Source organism: Actinopolymorpha pittospori, assembly GCF_014873875.1.
Classification (GTDB): domain Bacteria; phylum Actinomycetota; class Actinomycetes; order Propionibacteriales; family Actinopolymorphaceae; genus Actinopolymorpha; species Actinopolymorpha pittospori.
In genome coordinates this window covers 6833725-6852055 of sequence record NZ_JADBEM010000001.1, presented here as the reverse complement: position 1 = coordinate 6852055, position 18331 = coordinate 6833725, and the positions used below count along the sequence as shown (strand labels likewise).

Annotated in this window: 22 protein-coding genes and 2 pseudogenes; 11 read left to right on the top strand and 13 right to left on the bottom strand. The window is 67.7% G+C overall.

What is annotated here, in order from left to right; all coding sequences use genetic code 11:
* Nucleotides 1-69: 69 nt before the first annotated feature.
* Both HEB94_RS31935 and HEB94_RS31930 read right to left on the bottom strand, forming a co-directional pair.
* Entirely contained in the window at nucleotides 70-774 is a 705-nt protein-coding gene (locus tag HEB94_RS31935; RefSeq protein ID WP_192753310.1) for a VOC family protein, read from the bottom strand.
* A gap of 42 nt (nucleotides 775-816) precedes the next feature.
* Nucleotides 817-1035, bottom strand: a complete 219-nt coding sequence (locus HEB94_RS31930; protein WP_192753309.1) for a hypothetical protein — start codon at nucleotides 1033-1035, stop codon at nucleotides 817-819.
* 98 nt (nucleotides 1036-1133) lie between these two features.
* On the opposite strand from HEB94_RS31930, the pseudogene HEB94_RS31925 reads away from it, so the two are divergent.
* Nucleotides 1134-1736 (top strand): annotated as a pseudogene (locus tag HEB94_RS31925) (Tn3 family transposase); the annotation flags it as partial.
* Nucleotides 1737-1893: 157 nt separating this feature from the next.
* On the opposite strand, the gene HEB94_RS31920 reads toward HEB94_RS31925, so the two are convergent.
* A complete protein-coding gene (locus tag HEB94_RS31920; protein ID WP_192753308.1) occupies nucleotides 1894-2517 on the bottom strand; it encodes an NADPH-dependent F420 reductase in 624 nt (207 codons plus the stop codon).
* A gap of 33 nt (nucleotides 2518-2550) precedes the next feature.
* Nucleotides 2551-3285, bottom strand: a complete 735-nt coding sequence (locus HEB94_RS31915) for an SDR family NAD(P)-dependent oxidoreductase (protein ID WP_192753307.1) — start codon at nucleotides 3283-3285, stop codon at nucleotides 2551-2553.
* 148 nt (nucleotides 3286-3433) lie between these two features.
* On the opposite strand from HEB94_RS31915, the gene HEB94_RS31910 reads away from it, so the two are divergent.
* Together HEB94_RS31910 and HEB94_RS51375 are read left to right on the top strand one after the other, a co-directional pair.
* Entirely contained in the window at nucleotides 3434-4060 is a 627-nt protein-coding gene (locus tag HEB94_RS31910; RefSeq protein WP_202896665.1) for a TetR/AcrR family transcriptional regulator, read from the top strand.
* A gap of 273 nt (nucleotides 4061-4333) precedes the next feature.
* A pseudogene (locus HEB94_RS51375) lies at nucleotides 4334-4795 on the top strand (recombinase family protein); the annotation flags it as partial.
* Between the two features lie 403 nt (nucleotides 4796-5198).
* Here HEB94_RS51375 and HEB94_RS51370 read toward each other — a convergent pair.
* Together HEB94_RS51370 and HEB94_RS31900 are read right to left on the bottom strand one after the other, a co-directional pair.
* Nucleotides 5199-6023 (bottom strand): nucleotide excision repair endonuclease, encoded by an 825-nt coding sequence (locus HEB94_RS51370; RefSeq protein ID WP_337918079.1) that lies wholly within the window; start codon nucleotides 6021-6023, stop codon nucleotides 5199-5201.
* Nucleotides 6020-6406 carry a VOC family protein gene (locus HEB94_RS31900; RefSeq protein WP_192753306.1) on the bottom strand — a complete coding sequence of 129 codons (387 nt, stop codon included), beginning with the start codon at nucleotides 6404-6406 and terminating at the stop codon, nucleotides 6020-6022. Before HEB94_RS31900 ends, HEB94_RS51370 begins: the two co-directional genes overlap by 4 nt.
* Before the next feature lie 101 nt (nucleotides 6407-6507).
* On the opposite strand from HEB94_RS31900, the gene HEB94_RS31895 reads away from it, so the two are divergent.
* Complete coding sequence (locus HEB94_RS31895) at nucleotides 6508-7476, top strand: helix-turn-helix transcriptional regulator (protein WP_192753305.1); 969 nt, start codon at nucleotides 6508-6510, stop codon at nucleotides 7474-7476.
* A gap of 633 nt (nucleotides 7477-8109) precedes the next feature.
* Nucleotides 8110-9360, top strand: a complete 1251-nt coding sequence (locus HEB94_RS31890) for an MFS transporter (RefSeq protein WP_192753304.1) — start codon at nucleotides 8110-8112, stop codon at nucleotides 9358-9360.
* 34 nt (nucleotides 9361-9394) lie between these two features.
* Here the strand turns inward: HEB94_RS31890 and HEB94_RS31885 are convergent, their stop codons facing one another.
* Nucleotides 9395-9682 carry a hypothetical protein gene (locus tag HEB94_RS31885; protein ID WP_202896664.1) on the bottom strand — a complete coding sequence of 96 codons (288 nt, stop codon included), beginning with the start codon at nucleotides 9680-9682 and terminating at the stop codon, nucleotides 9395-9397.
* Nucleotides 9683-10036: 354 nt separating this feature from the next.
* Between HEB94_RS31885 and HEB94_RS31880 the strand changes: the two genes are divergently transcribed.
* On the top strand, nucleotides 10037-10894 hold the full coding sequence (locus HEB94_RS31880) for an aminoglycoside phosphotransferase family protein (protein ID WP_192753303.1): 858 nt from the start codon (nucleotides 10037-10039) through the stop codon (nucleotides 10892-10894).
* A gap of 248 nt (nucleotides 10895-11142) precedes the next feature.
* Here the strand turns inward: HEB94_RS31880 and HEB94_RS31875 are convergent, their stop codons facing one another.
* On the bottom strand, nucleotides 11143-11349 hold the full coding sequence (locus HEB94_RS31875; protein ID WP_192753302.1) for a hypothetical protein: 207 nt from the start codon (nucleotides 11347-11349) through the stop codon (nucleotides 11143-11145).
* 154 nt (nucleotides 11350-11503) lie between these two features.
* On the bottom strand, nucleotides 11504-11692 hold the full coding sequence (locus HEB94_RS31870; RefSeq protein WP_192753301.1) for a hypothetical protein: 189 nt from the start codon (nucleotides 11690-11692) through the stop codon (nucleotides 11504-11506).
* Nucleotides 11693-11717: 25 nt separating this feature from the next.
* Here HEB94_RS31870 and HEB94_RS54860 point away from each other — a divergent pair, with 25 nt between their 5' ends.
* Nucleotides 11718-12044 (top strand): hypothetical protein, encoded by a 327-nt coding sequence (locus tag HEB94_RS54860; protein WP_192757211.1) that lies wholly within the window; start codon nucleotides 11718-11720, stop codon nucleotides 12042-12044.
* A gap of 264 nt (nucleotides 12045-12308) precedes the next feature.
* Here the strand turns inward: HEB94_RS54860 and HEB94_RS31860 are convergent, their stop codons facing one another.
* On the bottom strand, nucleotides 12309-12764 hold the full coding sequence (locus HEB94_RS31860; RefSeq protein WP_192753300.1) for a YbaB/EbfC family nucleoid-associated protein: 456 nt from the start codon (nucleotides 12762-12764) through the stop codon (nucleotides 12309-12311).
* 53 nt (nucleotides 12765-12817) lie between these two features.
* Entirely contained in the window at nucleotides 12818-13951 is a 1134-nt protein-coding gene (locus tag HEB94_RS31855) for a hypothetical protein (RefSeq protein WP_192753299.1), read from the bottom strand.
* 172 nt (nucleotides 13952-14123) lie between these two features.
* Between HEB94_RS31855 and HEB94_RS31850 the strand changes: the two genes are divergently transcribed.
* From HEB94_RS31850 to HEB94_RS31840, 3 genes are all read left to right on the top strand, one after another.
* The gene (locus tag HEB94_RS31850; RefSeq protein WP_192753298.1) at nucleotides 14124-14654 is read left to right on the top strand and encodes a hypothetical protein; all 531 of its coding nucleotides are present in this window, start codon (nucleotides 14124-14126) and stop codon (nucleotides 14652-14654) included.
* A gap of 345 nt (nucleotides 14655-14999) precedes the next feature.
* Nucleotides 15000-15542 carry an ATP-dependent DNA ligase gene (locus HEB94_RS31845; RefSeq protein WP_273378507.1) on the top strand — a complete coding sequence of 181 codons (543 nt, stop codon included), beginning with the start codon at nucleotides 15000-15002 and terminating at the stop codon, nucleotides 15540-15542.
* A 4-nt stretch (nucleotides 15543-15546) separates the two neighbouring features.
* Nucleotides 15547-15798: a hypothetical protein gene (locus HEB94_RS31840; protein WP_192753296.1), complete on the top strand. Its 252-nt coding sequence runs from the start codon at nucleotides 15547-15549 to the stop codon at nucleotides 15796-15798.
* 50 nt (nucleotides 15799-15848) lie between these two features.
* Here the strand turns inward: HEB94_RS31840 and HEB94_RS31835 are convergent, their stop codons facing one another.
* Nucleotides 15849-16313: a MerR family transcriptional regulator gene (locus HEB94_RS31835; protein WP_192753295.1), complete on the bottom strand. Its 465-nt coding sequence runs from the start codon at nucleotides 16311-16313 to the stop codon at nucleotides 15849-15851.
* A gap of 172 nt (nucleotides 16314-16485) precedes the next feature.
* On the opposite strand from HEB94_RS31835, the gene HEB94_RS31830 reads away from it, so the two are divergent.
* Nucleotides 16486-17331 (top strand): oxidoreductase, encoded by an 846-nt coding sequence (locus HEB94_RS31830; RefSeq protein WP_192753294.1) that lies wholly within the window; start codon nucleotides 16486-16488, stop codon nucleotides 17329-17331.
* 30 nt (nucleotides 17332-17361) lie between these two features.
* Here HEB94_RS31830 and HEB94_RS31825 read toward each other — a convergent pair whose 3' ends face one another.
* Nucleotides 17362-18240 carry a helix-turn-helix domain-containing protein gene (locus tag HEB94_RS31825; protein WP_192753293.1) on the bottom strand — a complete coding sequence of 293 codons (879 nt, stop codon included), beginning with the start codon at nucleotides 18238-18240 and terminating at the stop codon, nucleotides 17362-17364.
* Nucleotides 18241-18331: the final 91 nt, after the last annotated feature.

Below are 18331 nucleotides of genomic sequence, written 5' to 3'. Positions count from 1 at the left end.
GGCCCTGGTCTATTGCCTTCGTTGAAGGAACCCTGACCGGCACGCGTACCGGAGTCGGTGGCTCGACGCTCAGTCTGGGTGAAGGTCGAATTCGTTGCTGTCTGGGTCGGCCAGTTCGACGCCGTCAGCGAGGTCGGCAAGACGGGTCGCACCGAGTGAGACCAGTCGTTCCTCCTCGCTGGTCGGGTCAGCGGTGACCAAGTCGAAGCGCTGCCGGTTCCTTCCGGTCTTGGGTTGGATCGGCGGTCTGCCCCATGGGTCCCATGAGATCTTGGTGCCGCCGAGCGGCGACTGGACCGCGGTCTGCTCGTTCTCCTCCCACACCAGCGGCCAGCCCAGCGCGTCGCGCCAGAACAGGCCGACGTCCCGGGAACCGTCACAGGTGACCTCGCCGAGGTAGCCGGTGCCGGCCAGGTAGTTGTTGCCCGGCTCGATCACACACAACTCGTTACCGCCAGGGTCGGCCAGTACGACGTGGTGCTCATCGGCCCCTTGGCCCACGTCAAGGTGGCGGCCGCCTAGGCACAGCACCTTCTCAACGGTTCGCTGCTGGTCCTCGAGGCTGCTGCTGGTCAGGTGGAGATGCAGCCGTCGCGGGCCAATCTCCTTGGTGTCGGAGGTGACGAAGCGGAGCCCGACCTGAGTCTTGCCACCCGCTACCAACGCGCCACCGGGCTCGGTGCGTACCTCTCGGTCGAGCAGCCCGGCCCAAAAGGCCGCCACCGCGGTCGCGTCGCCCACATCAAAGGTCACCGCTTCCAGTCCCAGAGCCACCTCTGCACCCTAGGGCGGGCTCCTGGCGTTGGCGACCCGGTTTCAGCCGCGGCTGAGCTTCGTGCGCGGCAGCGCGACCCGACAGATGCGGCCCTCGTACACCTTGTAGATCAGCCAGGGAACCACGTAGAGCCAGCCGCGGTAGATGAGACGTTGCCAGCGCGGATACTCCGCGAGCATCACGTAGCGGCTGATCGAGTTGCGCTTGTGCTCCGCGTACTGCTGACCCTCAGGTGTCTCGAGCGGCATCTTCTCGAGCATCTCTATCTCCTGCGAGAGACCCTCGCCCGCGTGCCGCTACTTCGCCGCCGAACTGCCACCAGGCGACGATGCCGGCGCTCAACAAGACGCCGGCCGACGTGACCGCGGGCTCCGTGAACCTGAACAAGGTGATCACGCACTGGCCGGACATGCTGAAGGTCGCCGGTTCCCTAGTCACTAACCAGGTCCGCGCATACGACCTGCTGCGCATGTTCGGCCGCGAGGGGCGCCCTACCCCGCTGGGAGCGGCGTTCGCGGAGTACGGGCGGATCGCGAAGACCGAGCACCTGCTGCGCGTGGTCGACCCGGTCGACGACACCTACCGCCGTCAGATGAACCGCCAGCTCACCGTGCAGGAATCCTGCCACAAGCTGGCCCGGGACGTGTGCCACGGCAAGCGCGGCACCATCCACCAGGCGTACCGCGACGGCATGGAGGACCAACTCGGCGCGCTCGGCCTGGTCCTCAACGTCATCGTGCTCTGGACGACCCGCTACATCGACGCCGCCGTCGCCCAACTCCAGGCCGAGGGCGAGATCCGCGAGGAGGACATCGCCCGGCTTTCCCCGCTCAAGCACCGCAATTTGAACCTGCTCGGCCGCTACAGCTTCACCGCCAGCGTCCCGGCCGCCGGCGCCCTACGCCCGCTGCGCGACCCGGACGCGCCTGGGCTGGACGAGGACGACGAAGCCGAGGAGTGAGCACGCTGCTCGACATCTCCCGGGCGCCCTCGATCTCGGCGGCGAGAGCGTAGGCGGTCTTAGCATGCCGGGCATGCCACTGGACCCCGAGAGCACCCGCTACGTGCGGCGCAACACCGAGCTTGGGCAGCAATTCGGTGATCCGTCAACCGTTTGCTCAGACGGGAAGTTCGGTGATGCTGAGGGCGAAGTCCAAGTTCCCCACCCCGTGGTTGGCGAGGCCCACCGTGACCACGCCCGCTCCTTCCAGCCAATGCGCCATTTTCAGGCCGCCGACGTCCAGCGGGCGCAGCCCGAGGCTCTCGATGAACGCCTCCACACTTGCCTTGGCCTGCGCATTGTCGCCAGCGATGAAGACGTCGGGCCGACCCTTCTCCAGGACATGGCGGAAGATGGTGTTGAACGCCTTCACCACGCTGGCGCTGGCCGGGGCCGCCTTGGCGACTTCCTGCGCGATCGAGGTCTCCTCGCGGTGGGCTAGCCCGTCGAACGTGGAATTGAAGGGATTGCTGATGTCGACGATGACCTTGCCCGCGAGAGCGTTTCCGTACTGGGCGACGACCGGCACGACACCGTCGTACAACAGGGCCACGATGACGATGTCCCCGGCCGGGGCGGTGCCCCATTCTCCCGTCGTGGCGCCGCCGCCGAGAGCCTTGGCCAGGTCAGCGGCCTTGGACTGATCCCGGCCCATGACCTCGACGGTGTTGCCGCCCGCTACCGCCCGCGCGCCGATGGTGCGGGCCATGTTGCCGGTGCCGATGATGCTGATGTTGCTCATGAGCTGTCCTGCCCTGATTGTGGGTTGTTCGGTTTAGATGGCGGTAGTGCCGCCGTCGGCGACAAGTTCCATGCCGTTGACGTAGCTGGAGTCGTCGGAGGCGAGGAAGAGGGCGGCGGCAGCAATCTCGTCGGGGCGGCCCATCTGGCCGCGGGGGATGAGCGACTCGAACTGCCGCTTGGTGGCCTCGTCGAAGAGTTCTTCCTGCTTGGCGGTGGCGACCTGGCCGGGGGTCAGGACGTTGACCCGGATGCGGCGGTCCTTGAGCTCGTTGAGCCAGATGCGGGCCCATGCCTGTTGGACGGCCTTGCTGCCGGCGTAGACGCTCCACCCGGGGAAGGCGCCGAGGGAGGCGTTGGAGCCGGTCATGAGGATGGAGCCGCCGTCGTTGAAGAGCGGGAGGGCCTTCTGGACGGTGAACAGGGTGCCGCGGGCGTTGAGCCCGAACCAGGTGTCGAACTGGGCCTCGGTGATCTCGCCGAGCGGGGCGGGCTCGCCCCCTCCGGCGCTGGCCCACAGCACGTCGAGGCTTCCCTTCTCCCGCTTGACGGTGTCGTACAGGCGGTCCAGGTCGTCCAGGTTGGCGGCGTCGCCCTGGACGCCGGTGACGTTGCGGCCGATCTGCTTCACGGCCTCGTCCAGGGCGTCCTGGCGGCGGCCGGTGATGAAGACGTGCGCTCCCTCGTCGACGAACAGCTTCGCGCCGGCCAGCGCCATGCCGGTGGTGCCGCCGGTGATGACCGCGACCTTGCCGTCAAGCTTTCCCATTGTCTTGCCGCTCCCTTGAGCTGGTGGTGCCGTGGGCACCTGAGGTGACGGTGTTAGGTACACCGGTCTGTGTGCTTAAAGGTACGGGGCTGCGGCCGGGAACGCAAACTATGTACACCGATCGTTACCCAACGGGTATGATGGACCCATGACGGAGCTGGAGAAGATGGAGTTGGAGAAGGGCCCCACGGGCCGCCGCCGCGGCCGGGGCGCCCGCGAGCGCATCCTCAGCGCATCCCAGCAACTGTTCCGCGAGCAGGGCATCAACCGCACCGGCATGGACCAGCTTTGCGCGGCGGCCCAGGTGTCCAAGCGCACGGCCTACCAGCACTTCACCGGCAAGGACGAACTCGTCGCCGAGTACCTGCGCCGGTTCGACCCCTCCGTTCTGTCCGGCGTGTTCGACCGCACCGACCTCACGCCCCGCGAACGGCTCCTCGCCGCCTTCGACATCCCCCCCACCACCCCCCTGTGCCCCTACATCGGCGCCGCCGTCGAACTCCACGACCCCCAGCACCCCGCATCCCAGTACGCACGCGACTACAAGAAAGCCGTCGCCGCGCGGCTCGCCGACACCGCCCGCGAAGCCGGCGCCGCCGACCCTGAACAGCTCGGCGAGCAGCTCGCGCTGCTCATCGACGGCGCCGCGGCCCGCACCCGGGTCCTCAACGCCGACGCCTTCCCCACCGCCGCCGCCATCGCCGCCGTCCTCATCGACAACGCCATCCCCGCCACAGCCAGCGATGACCGGCGACGGGAGGAAGCGTCAAGTTAACTTGGCACTCCGCGGCCGGGCTGGAAGCGCTGCCGGTCGTCCGGCTGCACCCGCTGGTACGCGACACCAGCCGCCCGGCACCTGGCCCGGGGTCGTCAACGAGCACCGAACGGAGTGCCATGTAATTGGCTATGCGAGTGTCGGCAAACGATCATTTGACGACAGGCGTCGGGCGCGTCCAATGAACCCGTGCAATCCGGGGGTTCGAGGCGGCGCGAATCCAATCAGATCCGATGGCGATTGCTGACAGGGTTTGATGACGGATAGGGTCCGATCTTCCGCACGGAAGGGGCCCTCAGTGGCGAACCTGATCTACAAGCGGGTCCCGACCAGCAGTCGACCGCCCGACAGAACCTCGTCCTGGACGAGGCCGGGATCGAGGACCCGGTCGTCTTCGAGGAGGACGGCGGGACCTCCAGCCGCCTCCACCCCCTCCAGCGCCCGAAGTTCCGCGAACTGCTCACCTACGCGCGGCCGGGCGACCCCATGCACATCTCCGAGATGTTCCGCCTCGTACGCGGCACCGGGCACATCCTCGACGTCCTCCACCGCAACCGCCTCGCGCTACGCATCCACGACGGCGCGTTCTCCGCGATGGACCTCACCGCCCGCCACCCGCGCACCGGCGAGCTGCTGTCCACCGTGAAATTCATGGTGCAGACCCTCGCCGCCGCCGGCGAACTCCAACGCGACCTCCAGCGCGAGCTGACCTACGACGGACTGCGCGCCGCCGAGGCCAAGGGCAGCAAGGGCGGGCGCCGCCCCGCCGTGGCGGCCGAGAAGACCGACGACGTCCGCACCGCGTACCTGGAAGGCCGCTCCATCGCCGCCCTCGCCCGCGACCACGGCGTCAGCCGCGGCGCGATCCGCACGGCTGTCACCGACCTCATGCCCGACCACAACGCCATCTCGCAGGAGGACACCCCCGCTCCGGAGCTGCCGGTCACCCTCGACATGCCGGGCAAGGTCGCGGACTTCCTCCGCGCGTACGACCTGGAGCCCACCGAGCGGCCCGCGCTCGACCAAGGGGTGACCGTACGGCGCAGCCAGGGCTACAGGCTGCGCATCACGGCCGTGCCAGGGGTCCACCGCCAGCTACTCGCCCGCTGCCAACCGCTCGACGGCGGCCAGGGTGTCCCTATGTCTCGACGTCGAGAACTCTCCCGCGTATGCGATGGTGCAGTCGACACGTGCGCACCAGTTGTGGCCCGGCGGCGAAGAACTGAAGCGCAGCTTCGGTGTCGCGGCACAGCGCCGGATGCATGAACTCCGGTCGATGGGACGCGGCGAGAAGGAGTTCGTCGGCCAGTCGAGATCTCGTTCCGGAGAGGAACCGGTGCAGGCCGTCCCGAAGAGCCGACGGGACTGGCACGGTGAACGACGGCGGCGCCGATCTGGTGATCGAGGCGGGCACGTGGGTGCCGTTGCCTGCGGCTGCCCACAGGAGACGCAGGAGTGCCGTGTAGCCGTCGCTGCAGGCGATTCCGAGGCGGGATCCCATGCCCTTGCCCAGGCGGGGGAAGCATCCGTAGGCCCGTCCAGTCGAAGGGAGATCGGGTTCCAGGGTGAGGCTGAGCGTCCCTGCTACCTCGGCGACGATGATGTAGGGGACGTGCGTGTCCTTTCCGACCAGATCAGGTGCGCGGTCGTCCAGGTTGCCGTTGAAGAGGGGGCGAAGCGCGAAGATCAGGTCCTCTTCTCGCCAGGCTGCGGCCTCCTCGCTGACGGCGATTTCCCACACCACGCGACGAACGAGGTCGTATTTGTGGTCCCGAGGTGACTCGGGACGCTTCGTCGCCGCGTGCTGGCGCAGACGCTGGCGCAGGTTGCCCGCTTTTCCCACGTAGAGGACTTCGCTGTTCTGGTCGAGGAAGAGGTAGACGCCGGCCTGGCGGGGTGCGGCGGAGGCCGCGGCGGCCAGCACGCTGATCCCAACCTTGCCCCATCCGTTCGTTTCGGTCACTGTTCGGGGTCCGAGGGTGGGAGCCAGCAGATGCAGAACGGGTGGCCGGCTGGATCGGCGTAGATCCGGACACCCCTGTGCGCGCTGGCATGGTCTCTGGCCCGTAACACGCGCCCGCCGAGCTCGAGCACCTTCTTGTGCGCGGACTCGAGGTCCGCGGTGTAGAAGTCGAGATGTATTTGCTGTTGCGGGGTGCCGTCGGGCCAGTCTGGTGGGATGTGGTTCGGTGCGTGCTGGATCGCGAGCGCCCAGCCACCGTCGAGCCAGATGTTGTGCCACCGGTCGTCGCCTTTCACGGTGCCGTCCAGCAGCGACGCCCAGAACGTACTCTCCGCTTCGAGATCCGCGGCATCCAAAACGATCTGCCGATATTTGAAGTTCACGAAGTCCACTCCTGTCGCTCTGCGTCGTACTCGGCTCGCAGGGTGGACGATAGAGCGCTTCGCGGTCAGATCCCGGCCGCGAAGCGGGAGAGGATGGCCTTATGGATCCCGCTGTCCGTCTGCTCCGGCTGCTGTCACTGCTGCCGTCCCGGCCCTGGTGGTCCGGTCAGGAGCTGGCTTCCCGCCTCAATGTCTCGCCCCGCACCCTGCGCCGCGACGTGACGCGGCTACGTGAGCTGGGCTATCCCGTCCAGGCCAGCGGTGGCCACACCGGCGGCTACACGCTCGGCGCGGGTGGCCGGCTGCCCCCGCTGCTACTCGACGACGACGAAGCAGTCGCTACCACGTTGGGGCTTCAGATGACCGCCTCGAGCGCGGTCGCCGGCATCGAGACCGCCGCTGTCGCGGCCCTGGCCAAACTCGGCCAGGTGCTGCCGCCGCGGCTGCGTGAGCGAGTGCGGGCGCTGCAGGAGGCGACGGTCCAACTGGCGGCCGGGCCGGTGCTGCCGGCCGTCGACCCGACCGTGCTCACCACGCTGGCAACGGCATGCTGGCGTACCGAAGCGCTCCGGTTCTCCTACACCGACCACGCCGGCCGGGTCAGTGTGCGCAGTGTGGAGCCTTACCAGGTTGTACGGGCGGGTGGGCGGTGGTACCTGGTCGCCAGGGACCGCGACCGGCAGGCATGGCGGACGTTTCGGATCGACCGGATCGCAGAGCCGGAACTGACCGGGCACCGCCACCAGGTCACCGACCCGCCGGACGCCGCTGCGATGGTGTTGGAGGCAACGAAGCTGGCCGTCTACCGGTACGAGGCACGCATCCTGCTCGACCTGGAGTACGAGACGGCCGTGCAGGCATTTCGTGGCCGCATCGTCGAGCCGGCGCCGGACGGGCGGGCCATCTTGCGGGTGGCCGCCAACGATCTGGCGGGACTTGCGTCCTACGCCGCCGGACTGTCCTACGACTTCGCGGTGCTCGACCCTCCCGAACTCCGCACCGAGTTGCGACGCCGAGCGCTGGAGATAGCCGCCCGCCACGCCGCCGCAGCGAGCTCCACCAGTGCGTAGCCTGTACACCACTTTCGGCCGCATCATCCACGGCTCCACGACACCCTCCGAGACCACCTGCCTGGCGAACTCTGGCGTCGGGGTCACGTTGGAGTGGGCGGCGTAAAGCAAGCCGGCGTCCAGGTCGACGTCCGACCACCGCAGGCCCAGGGTCTCGCCCTGGCCCTGGCCCTGGCCCAGGCCGAGGGCGACGGCGAGTACCCAGCGAGCGCAGCCCAATCGGTCCCGTCAAGTCCTTAGGGCAGGTCTCGATGGCGGTGGTGACTGCTAGTTGTGGAGGCGGGTTTCGCCGAGGTAGAGGTGGAGATCGACCGACTCGGGTGCGTGGGTGATGGTCAGGTCGAGTTATGCGCCGCAGTTCGGTCTGCTGCTTGGCCGACAGCTTGGGCTGTTGCCGCGCGCGCAGTCGGCCCTTCGCCCGCGCGACGGCCATGCCCTCCCGAGTCCTCATTCGCAGCAAGTCGACCTCGATTATATGGACAGCTTCAAGATCGCAACCGTGTGAGTTGTGGTTGCGGAGATCGTGTGTGTGGTGTTCGGCTACTCGATCTTGCCGGTTTCCGGTTGTGTTCTGTTGCCTGTGGGTGCTGTACTGATCGGCCGTTTGTGGTCCGGGTGATTGGCGGAGGCTTCATGGCGTATGCGGAGGCACCGCCGCAACCGCTCGGTCGTAATCGAGATTTCCTGCTGCTGATGCTGGGGCAGGCAGGTTCGTTGGTTGGGTCGAGCATGACCACCCTGGCCCTTGTGATGCTGGCCTACACGATCACGGAATCGGCGGCTCAGGCCGGGGTGGTGAGCGCGGTCTACGGCGTCGGCCTGGCGGCCATGATGCTGCCGGCCGGCGCCATCGTGGATCGGGTTGACCGCAAGAAGGTCATGATCGTGACCGCAACCGGCGGAGCGGTCGTACTTGTGAGCATTCCTGTGGCGGCCGCCATGTGGTCGGTCACCTTCCCGCACTTGATCGTGGTCGCCGGCTTGGGCGGGGCGTTGACGTGCTTCTACAACCCGGCCGAGATGGCGGCGTTGAAGGAGGTCGTTCCTCCGGTCCAGATGGGTACGGCGATGGCCGCGAACCAAGGCAGGGGCGCCATTGCGAGCCTGATCGGCCCGCCTGCTGCCGCGCTGCTCTACGGGATCGGTCGAACCCTTCCGTTTCTGATCGACGCGCTGACTTTCGCCATTGCGGCTGTGTGCACCGCAATGGTCCGCCGACCACTGCCGGCACCGCAAAGACCGAGAAGCCAGAGTCTCGCCCGCGACGTGGTCGAGGGCGTTGGCTGGCTACGTCGTGCGCGACCGGTACGGGATCTGGTCGTGTCCACGATGGTGTCAAATATCGCGTTCACGGGAGCGGCAACGACAGTTCTGCTTGCCCTGCAACAGGGGGGCACCCCGCCATCACATCTGGGGCTACTGCAGGCCAGCTACGGGCTCGCAGGCATCGCCGGCTCGCTGTTGGCGTCAGCAGTGCTACGTCGTGCCACGGTGGGCGCCATCGTGCGCAGCGTATTTTGGCTGCTCGCCGGCTTCCAACTATTCCTGACGCTTCACGCTTCGATCTGGTGGTTGGGCCTCTTCGTCGCGCTGGGCTATCTGGTTGTTGGTTCGTCGAACACAGCCATGTCGGCGTACCAAGTGCACGTCACCCCGCCGACGATGCTGGGACGGTCAGAAGCCGCTGCCAGCTTTGGACGAGTTGTCATGATCCCAATTGGTTCGTCGTTCGCCGGTGTGCTCCTGGAAGCGGTAGGCCGAGTTCCAACCACTCTCGTGTTCGCCGCAGTCATGGGCGTTGCAGCCACGATCGCCACATTCAGCCGACCACTTCGTTCAACACCGAAGACCACAGAACTGCACACAATCGATCCGCTGCGCTAACGACGCCGTGCCCGGAGCACACCAGGCTAACCACTCATGGCCGGCCGTGCCCGGCCATGAGTGAGGTCTCGTAGGAGCTGTTGAGGCGTTGCGGGTGGCTTGGTGGCGTTCGACCTCGCGCTGCCATCCGCGGGTGGTGGCGTCGGTGAAGCTGATCTTCGACGGCGAGGCGGGCGCGGAGTCGTGGGGCGTAGTCACTGGTGGTGAGGAACTTCGAGCAGCTGAGCATGAGGTCGCATTCGCAGGGTCCTTCGGCGGGTAGACGTAGACAGTGGCCGAGTTCGAGTTCGGTTTTCAGGAAGTTGGTTTGCAGCCAGTGCACTGCATCTGGGTCGCCCGCCGCAGGCGGGCCTCGGCTACGGCACCGGCGCGCCGTCGACGAGCGATCTCGTTGTTGGCGCACAGCATGGAATCGCGCCCACGCGGCCAATAGAGCTCGCGCGCTGGCGGCAATCTGATCACTGAGTGCGCGGAGCGGGGTTCAGACGATCGCCGACGACATCGGGACCTCGAGACCGATAGAGCCCAGGATTCGGGGACCTGTCGACGCGACAAGTCCGTCCGGGACGCAGCGGTCTGGGTCAGTCGACGTCGCCAATCCATCGACCTCGTATCGTGCTGACAGGACCCAGGTCGCCCAGGTGCTGCGACTGCGCAGGCGGGAGGGGACACGGAGATGGAAGCAGCCGATGCGCGGCGTGCGGTGGCTGCGGCGATGTCGACCGCCTCAGAACTCGACTTGGCCGTCGACGACGCGATCGTTCTCAGCGACTCCAACCGACTCATCATCCGCCTGACGCCATGCGACATCGTCGCCCGAGTCACGCCCATGACGCATTTCGCAAGCGCAGAGCGAGAAGTTGAACTCGTGAGACGGCTAGCGCAGACGGGCAGCCCGGTCGCCGCGCTCGATGCTCGGGTCGAACCACGCGTCTTCGTGCATGACGGCTTCAAGATCGCCATGTGGGCCTACTTCGAACCTGTGCAGTCTCGAATGCTTCCGCCGGCCGAGTACGCGCAGGCGCTCGCATGTCTTCATGCCGGCCTGCGGCGGATCGAGGTCACGACGCCGCACTTCATGGATCGAGTGGCTGCTACTCAACGAGACGTTGCCAGCCGTGACATCACTCCCGATCTCACGGACATGGACCGGGCGCTGCTCGCCAACACGCTGCGCGATCTGGGGCGATCAATCCTCAACCGGCGCGCCCCCGAACAGTTGCTGCACGGCGAGCCGCACCCGGGGAACATCCTCAACACGAAGAACGGGCCGCTCTTCATAGACTTCGAAAACACCGCCCATGGGCCTGTCGAGTACGACCTGGCTTGGGTGCCCAGCGAGGTCAGCCAGGACTATCCCGACGCTGACCAAGATTTGGTCGGCGAGTGCAGGGGGGTCGTACTCGCGATCGTCGCAGCGCATCGCTGGAGTCGCAACGATCAACACCCGAGCGGCAGAGAATCGGGAGTGGCGTTCCTTCACGTTCTGCGGGAGGGTCCGCCGTGGCCGGCGCTCGACGATGTCGTCTGGTAGTGCCCTGGCGCTGGATCGCGTCCGCTGACGCAGTCCGACGCAAGCTGCACCTATCCCCGAAGTGCCGTTGAAGGCGAGCGTGGGCCGGTGCCCCAGACCGCCGCAGCGGGCGACCAGTCCTCCGGCCAGAGGTTGTGGGTCAGAGAATGGCGGCGGCGAACTGGTCGTGGTGGGCAGTCCACCAGCGGCGCCGACGGTCGTACTTTTCGATGCCTCCCATCCGGTTCAACCTCGCGATGGCGTTCGGGTCACCCGCATCGATCGCTGCGCCGCGCGGCTGCTTCGACGCGGGCGAGGGCATCGTTCATGGCGGCAAGCAGCTCCACCCGACCGCCCCGGTCCAGTCCGTAGGCGTCGGCGACGAGTCGTAACCGCGCCGGCCGGTCGGCGGGCAGCCAGCCGATCCGGTGGCAGTTCTTCACGTTTCGGTACTCGTGTCTACTGGGGGACGTCATGCGGCACACGGACCGGTCGCCGGCGGCTGCTCGCCAGCATGGTTTGCCAGTAGCACGACATCGGGCCGGACCCCCACGGGAAGTCCGGCCCGTTTCCGCGTCGTCAGGCTGTCGGCGGCCGAGGCGTTCCACCGACACCGGACCAGGGCTCGACTCAGCCTTTCAGGGCCTTGTTGAGCGCCTGCGCGAAGTCGTCGCGCACCTCGTCGGCAGGCAGGTGGTTGCAGATCTTCGCCCGCCCGGCGTACCGCCGCTCCACCTCGACCAGCGTCGCCTCGGCCACGTGAAGCCACTCGCCCCGCTGCACCGTCCACACCGGGTCGACGGCGGTCTCGTCGTACATCCGGGCCTCGTACTGGCCGTCCGGGGTGTTCGCGTACCTGAGGTGGATCGTCGACGCGATCCCGGGCGCCGATGTCTTGGCCCGCGAGATCCGGCTGTTAGCAGATCACCGCGACGACCTGGTGGCAGAGCGGACCCACGTCATCAACCGGCTGCGTTGGCACCTCCACGAGCTCGACCCGTCCTGGCAGCCCCCAGCTCGCACCCTGTGGCGGCCGAGGCACCTCGCCACCATCACCGCCCGCTTAGCCGGTGTCGACGGACTGATCGTCCGACTGGCCCGCACCATGGTCGAACGATGCCACGCGCTGACCGTGCAGATCCGCGCAACCGACCGCGCGCCGCCCCGGTGACCGTCCGCGCGGCACTCCCCTGGGTGAGGCGTTCCCGGAGATCGTGGGCGCGCTGTACGCGTACCTGCCGCCCAGAACCGTCGTGGACGGTGAGATGGTTTCAGAGGGGCCCAGAGCAGCCACTGACAGGGCACACGGCCGGGCGGATGCAGCGCTAGTGCAGGCAGGGCCCCTCCAGCCGCTGGGCCAATTCGGCGAGGGCGATCTGAGCCTCGGCCGGGGCCAGTGGCGCGCCGAAGCAGTGGTGGATGCCGTCGCCGAAGCCTAGGTGTTGAGACCGGTTGTCCTGCGGGTCATCTCCGTCAGCGCCGCCTGGACCTCCTCGACCGTGGAGCCAGCGCGGGCGACGCGTCCGAGTTCGACAGCGAGCTCCTGGAGGCTGCCGGGGCTGGCCATGACCGCGTCGATGTCGACACCGGTCGAACCCGCCATCTCGGCCATCAGACCGTCCATCTGGCCCTTCAACGAGTCCTGTGCCTGCGAGACAGCTGTCTTGATCGCCTCCGCGAGGTCCTCCGACGCACTGCGCATCGCCCTCGGATCGATGCGCAGTGCGCTGACCCGGCCGGACGCGTCAACGGCGACCTCGATCCGGCCGTCAGCGTCGGTCGCCGTCGCGGTCATCTCCTGCATGCGGCTCTGAAGCTCGCTCATCCGGTCGACCATGCCCATCAGGCCGGCTAACCGCTCGTCGATCTCAGGGATCCCGAAATGAGTCATGGCGCTCCTCGTCTCGTGGTCCGACAGGGCTGGGACCGCTGGATCAGCCGGCCTCAGATGGGTTTGGTGGCCCATTCACCGCCCGCCATCGGATCGGAGACGTCGATGAAAGTGTCCTTCGAGGGATCTGAACCTTGGCCGTATGCCGCCTTCTCGTCACCGATCTCGAGCTTCTTGAACGCACCGTCCTTGGCAACGCTGAGGCCGATGGCCGCCGCCTGGCCGACAAGGGTCAGGATGATCGTGACGACGCAGGCGGTGCCGAGCGCGTTGGCGATCGAGATGGCGATCTTCGCCGCCATCGCCGCTGGCCGCGCCGGCGGGAACTGCTCGGCTATCCATGCAGCGAGCAGAGCGATCGCGGTTGCGATGTCGGTGATGAGCATGGCGATCTGTGCGAGGTGGATGTTCTCCACCAGATCCGTCAGTGCTTTCGCGTTCGCGGTCGCTGCGGTCGCCGCGTCGTTGACTTCGAGCTGGAAGTTGGCCAGCCAGGAGTTGAACGCCTGACGGGACCCCGTCGACGCCGACCATGCGTCGTCGGGCATCGACATCATCGACTTGAGGTCGTTCAGCTGGCTGAGGTGTCCGCCAGCCAGATCCCAGGCGGCGCCAGCGTCAAGGACGTCCTCTTCGCCGAAGGGTTCGACCAACATCCACAGCGCGATGCTGATCCCTGCGACCACGCACATCGTGGTGTTGGCGCCCTTGGTCAGCTTGGGGAGCTCGAAGCCGGCTTCGATCAGTTTTTCGAACTTCCAGGCCGACCGAAGCTTGGCGACGCTGACAAGCCCCAGCACCGAGAACGCGTTGGCACCACCGACCGTGTTGGCGAGTGGGTTCTCCGAGCCCTTCGGCTTGTCGATCTCGATCTTCTTCTTGTCGTCGGGGCGGATCGTGCTGGCGACGTCGCGCTTCCAGAACTGCTGTGCGACCTGGGCGAGGCCGTCGAGCATGGAGTTGAACCTCGCCTGGCCGTCCTTCAGGTTCTGGAGCTGGGTGTTGCGGGCGTCGTTGTAGGCGCCGGAGACGATAAGGGTCGGCAGCACTCCGAACGCGTGGCCGGGGATGTCGGTGTATTTGTCGACGTACTCGAGTGCGGCAGCAAGCTTCGGACCCGCGGAGTCCGCGATCCGATGCGCCGCGTCCTCGATCTGTTTGCGGTCGTCCTTGTTCTGTGGCGCCATCCTGGGAATCTCCTCCGCAGTCGCGCGTCGGGGGCTTGCAAGCAGCTCAGGATTCGAGCCGACAGTATCGCAGTTCCATGAGGCCAAAGGGCCAGATCACCGACCTGTGGATAACCGAATCGTCGCGGCGTCGGCTGGACACGAACCAGGAACGTGCGGTTACCGTATGGCCATGCCTCCGCGCAGGATCTTCCGCCCGAACCCCACCGCGTCGGTGGTCAGTCTGATCGGACTTCCTCTGCTGACGCTCATTCCTCTTGTCGTCGCCGTCGCGGCGCTGAGGGCGGGGTCCCCGATGACGATCGTGCTTGCTGGCGTGTTCTTCGTACTGGCCGCCATCCCCGCCTACCTTTTCTTCGTCATGCTTCGCGGCTGGTTCAGCATCGAGGTCGATGCCGAGGCTCTGTCTCTCCACGGCGCCTTTGGCGCCTGGCACCTGCGCCTCCCCTGGGCCGAGCAGGAGGCTGTCGGCATGGCCCGTCAGCACAAGGCGGCCGTGCTGGCGGTTCGGCCCAGGCAGCCTTTCGCCCGCGCACCGCGGTCGGCTCTGACCTGGAAGGCCGAGAAGCGCCTCCTGCTCATCTCGAGCCTGCACAACTGGAGCGCTCCGGCGGACGAGATCGAGGCCGAGATCCGGGTCCACGCCGGCGCCGGGTGGGTCGAGGCCGACGGTCGTCCTGACTGGCAGGTGACGGTCACCTGACGGCGGCCGGTGGTCTGTCTCGGTCGCCGGCGGCCCGACCAGACCGCATTCCACGACCGCGCCAACGGCGCGATCCGGCACGAGCTTTCTCGGCTACCCCCGCGAAGAGCAGAAGCCAGCCTGGGCGGCCCGACGACGGCGTTGATCGAGGCAGGACTGCGTTCGGCCGGCATCGAAATCGGCTCGACTTCAACGCGCTGCAGCGCCGGTAGGCGCAGCGTCGCCACGCTCGCGAACTCGCCGCGACCCAGCCGTGCCACATGGTCGTGTTCGACGTCCTGGAGACCGTGCAGGACGGCGCCCTTCGCCGGCGGCCGCTGAAGGAGCGGCGCTGTCCTCGAACGGCTGTTCCGCCGGGTGCCGCCACGGTCGCCGCCGACCCTCGCAATGCAGACGCGGGACCCTGTCGTGGCGGAGGAATGGTTCGACACGATGGCGGCCGCTGGCGTGGAAGGCCTGGTCGTGAAGCCTGCGAACAACCCGTACCTGCCAGGGTCAAGGCTCTGGCTCAAGTACAAGTCGAGGCTGACGACGGACGCCGTCGTTGGCGCGGTGACCGGCAGTTCTCCGGCGGCCGGGCGCGCTGCTGCTGGTCCGGTACGCCTCAGACACGGGGCGCCTCCACTACGCGGGCGGACGACCCACCTCACCGACGCGCAGGCTGCGGCGGTCGCGCCCCTGCTCGTCGCCGCGATCGGCGGGCATCGGTGGCCGGTGCAGCTCACCGTCAACTGGAGGTCCAAGCCAACCGGCTACCACCAGGTCGCGCCTCTGGTCGTGGTCGAGATCCGCGCCGACATCGCGACGACCAGGGCCGCCGCTGGCGGCACGCCGTCACGCCGGGCAGACCTACGAGGTCGGCGGTCCACGGGCGTTGAGCTTCGGTGAGGCGTTGGACATCATCGGGCGGGCCGCCGGACGCAGGATCGTCTATCGCGGCACGGCGGGCGAGTTCGTCGCGGCGCAGACCGCCGCCGGTCTCCCCCACGAGTCCGCGACGGCCGCAGCCCGGGCCTTCACCGCGCTCGCCGGTCTCGGTGACGCCGAACCCAACGACGTCGTACGACGGGTCACCGGGCGGGAGCCAAAGCCGTTCGAGACCTACGCGACGGAGGCCGCCGCCCGCGGCGCGTGGAACGTCTGAGCAGACCGATCTCGAGAGGACCGCAGCCTCGGCGACCCGGCCCGTCGAGGTCACCCAGTAGCTGCGCGCTTCCCGCTGGGGTCCTCACTGGGACAGTCGGGCTCGGGCGGCATGGTCCACAACTCCCCCGCCGTGCCCTGGGCGAGATGGTCCTCGTACACCCCCACCTTGTGGGTGATCATGTCCAGACATCTGCCGAGCTCGTGGATCTGCGTCGTCACCGACTCTTGGTGGCGGCGCAGCAGGCCGAGACGCTCCTCCTCGTTGCCGGGCCCGGCGGCCACGAGGTCGGTGTACTCCCGGATCAGGGCGAGTGGCATTCCGGAGGCGCGGAGCATGGTGCAGAAGTTCAGCCACTCCACGTCATGCTCGGTGTAGAGGCGACGCCCGCTCGCCCCTCGTGCGACGGGGGTGGCAAGGATGCCTTGCCGCTCGTAGAAGCGCAGTGCGTGAACGCTCAAACCGGTACGCCCGGCTACCTGTCCGATACTCAACTCCGCCGCGACCTCTGTCATGCCGCCCAGGGTAACCGCTTGACCTAGAGTCAACTCTAGGTCCTAGGGTCCTAGCCGATGACGCCGCGGAGGATCGATCTCCGTCCGGGCGGTCGGGCCTGCCCAGACCGCGCGGTGGGAGCGTCAACGCCCACCTGACAGGTCGTGGGCGCGTACCAGGAAAGAGGACTTCATGAGCGTATGGTTCGTCACCGGTGCCTCACGCGGACTGGGTGCGGAGATCGTCAGCGCCGCGCTGGGCCGCGGCCACCGGGTGGTAGCCACGGCACGCGACGCGGAGGTCGTCCTGCGCACCTTCCCGGACAAGGCTGACTCGTTGCTCGCCGCGTCCGTCGACGTCACCGACCAACGCCAGGTCCAGGCGGCCGTCGAGGCCGCGGTCGAGCGGTTCGGCCGGATCGACGTCCTCGTCAACAACGCCGGACGCGGGTTGCTGTCCGCGGTGGAGGAGGCCTCGGACCAGGCCGCGCGCGCGGTGTTCGACGTCAACGTCTTCGGCGTCCTCAACGTGCAGCGTGCCGTCCTGCCGACGATGCGGGCCCAACGGTCAGGTCATGTCCTCAACATGAGTTCGGTGGGCGGGTTCACGACCGCCCCGGGCTGGGGTCTGTACGCCGCGACGAAGTTCGCGCTGGAAGGCATGTCGGAGGCGCTTCGGGCCGAACTCGAGCCGCTGGGCATCCACGTCACCATCGTCGAGCCGGGAGGTTTCCGGACCGACTTCCTGGACGGGTCGAGCCTGCACGTCGAACCACCGGTGATCGCCGACTACGTGTCGACGGCGGGGGTCACCCGCGACATCGTGGCCGCCAACAACCATCTCCAGCGCGGCAACCCGGTCCGGCTGGCCGCGGCGATCATCGACCTCACCGAGACCGAGAAGCCTCCGCTGCGGCTCCAACTCGGTGCCGACTCGGTCGCTCGGATCGAGGCGAAGCTCGAGCAGGTAGGCCGAGAACTCCACGAGTGGCGCGCCGTCGCCGTCGCGACCGACCACGACGACGTTCCCGCGACCTGACCGCCGGGACACCGTTACAGGCGAGACCCGTCATTGCTGGTGGTCGGAGTTCTCCCGCGCCGTCTCCTGGTCGGGGGCGGTGAGACTGCCGAGGAGGCCGAGCAGTTCGGCGCTTCGGCTGCCGGGTTCGGCATGGAACACGACCAGGATCTGGTCGTTGGAGCCGCCGATGGCGAATTTGTTGGAGGGCAGGTCGATGTCGCCGACCTGAGGGTGGGTCAACCGGCTGACCCGGCCGCGCCTCAGCGCCACGTCGTGGCGGCCCCAGAGGTGGCGGAACCGGTCGCTGCGCACGGACAGTTCGCCGACGAGGTCCACCAGTCGCGGGTCGTCGACGTCGGGTCCGACGTGGGCGCGCAGGGTGGCCACCCCTTCCTCGGTCAGTTCGTCCCAGTCCCGTCGCAGCGCCTGCTCGGACGGATCGAGGAAGACGGCCCGGAGCAGATTCACGCCCACCGCGTAGTTCGGTGACAGCGCCGTCGCCAGGGCGTTGACCGCGAGTACGTCGGTGAACTTGTTCTGCACGTACGCGGGATTACTCGTCCAGCCGTCGATGAGTTGGCGGATGCTCGACGAGACCGGCTCCCGCCTGGGTGCTCCCCGTCTGCGCGACATGGGGCGCGCCTGGGCGGACCGTTCCTGGGTGAGGTTGATCATGTAGGCGGTCGCGTCCGCGTCCAGCCGGAGCACCTTGGCGAGCGCGTCGAGGACCTGGACGGAGGGGTTGCGGTCGCGGCCCTGCTCCAGCCGCAGGTAGTAGTCGGAGCTGATGCCGGCCAGCATCGCGACCTCTTCCCGGCGCAGGCCCGGGACGCGGCGCAGGCCGCCGCCGCTGATCCCGACGTCCTCGGGTCGGACCTGTTCCCGCCGAGCGCGCAGGAACTCACCGAGTGGATTGGAGCTGTCCATGCGGTTCACGGTAGTTCGGTCGGGGCAGTGGGTGCCTGGCCCCTCCACTCCCAGGAACGTCGGGGTACTCCCACCGCGCCTGGTAACGCCG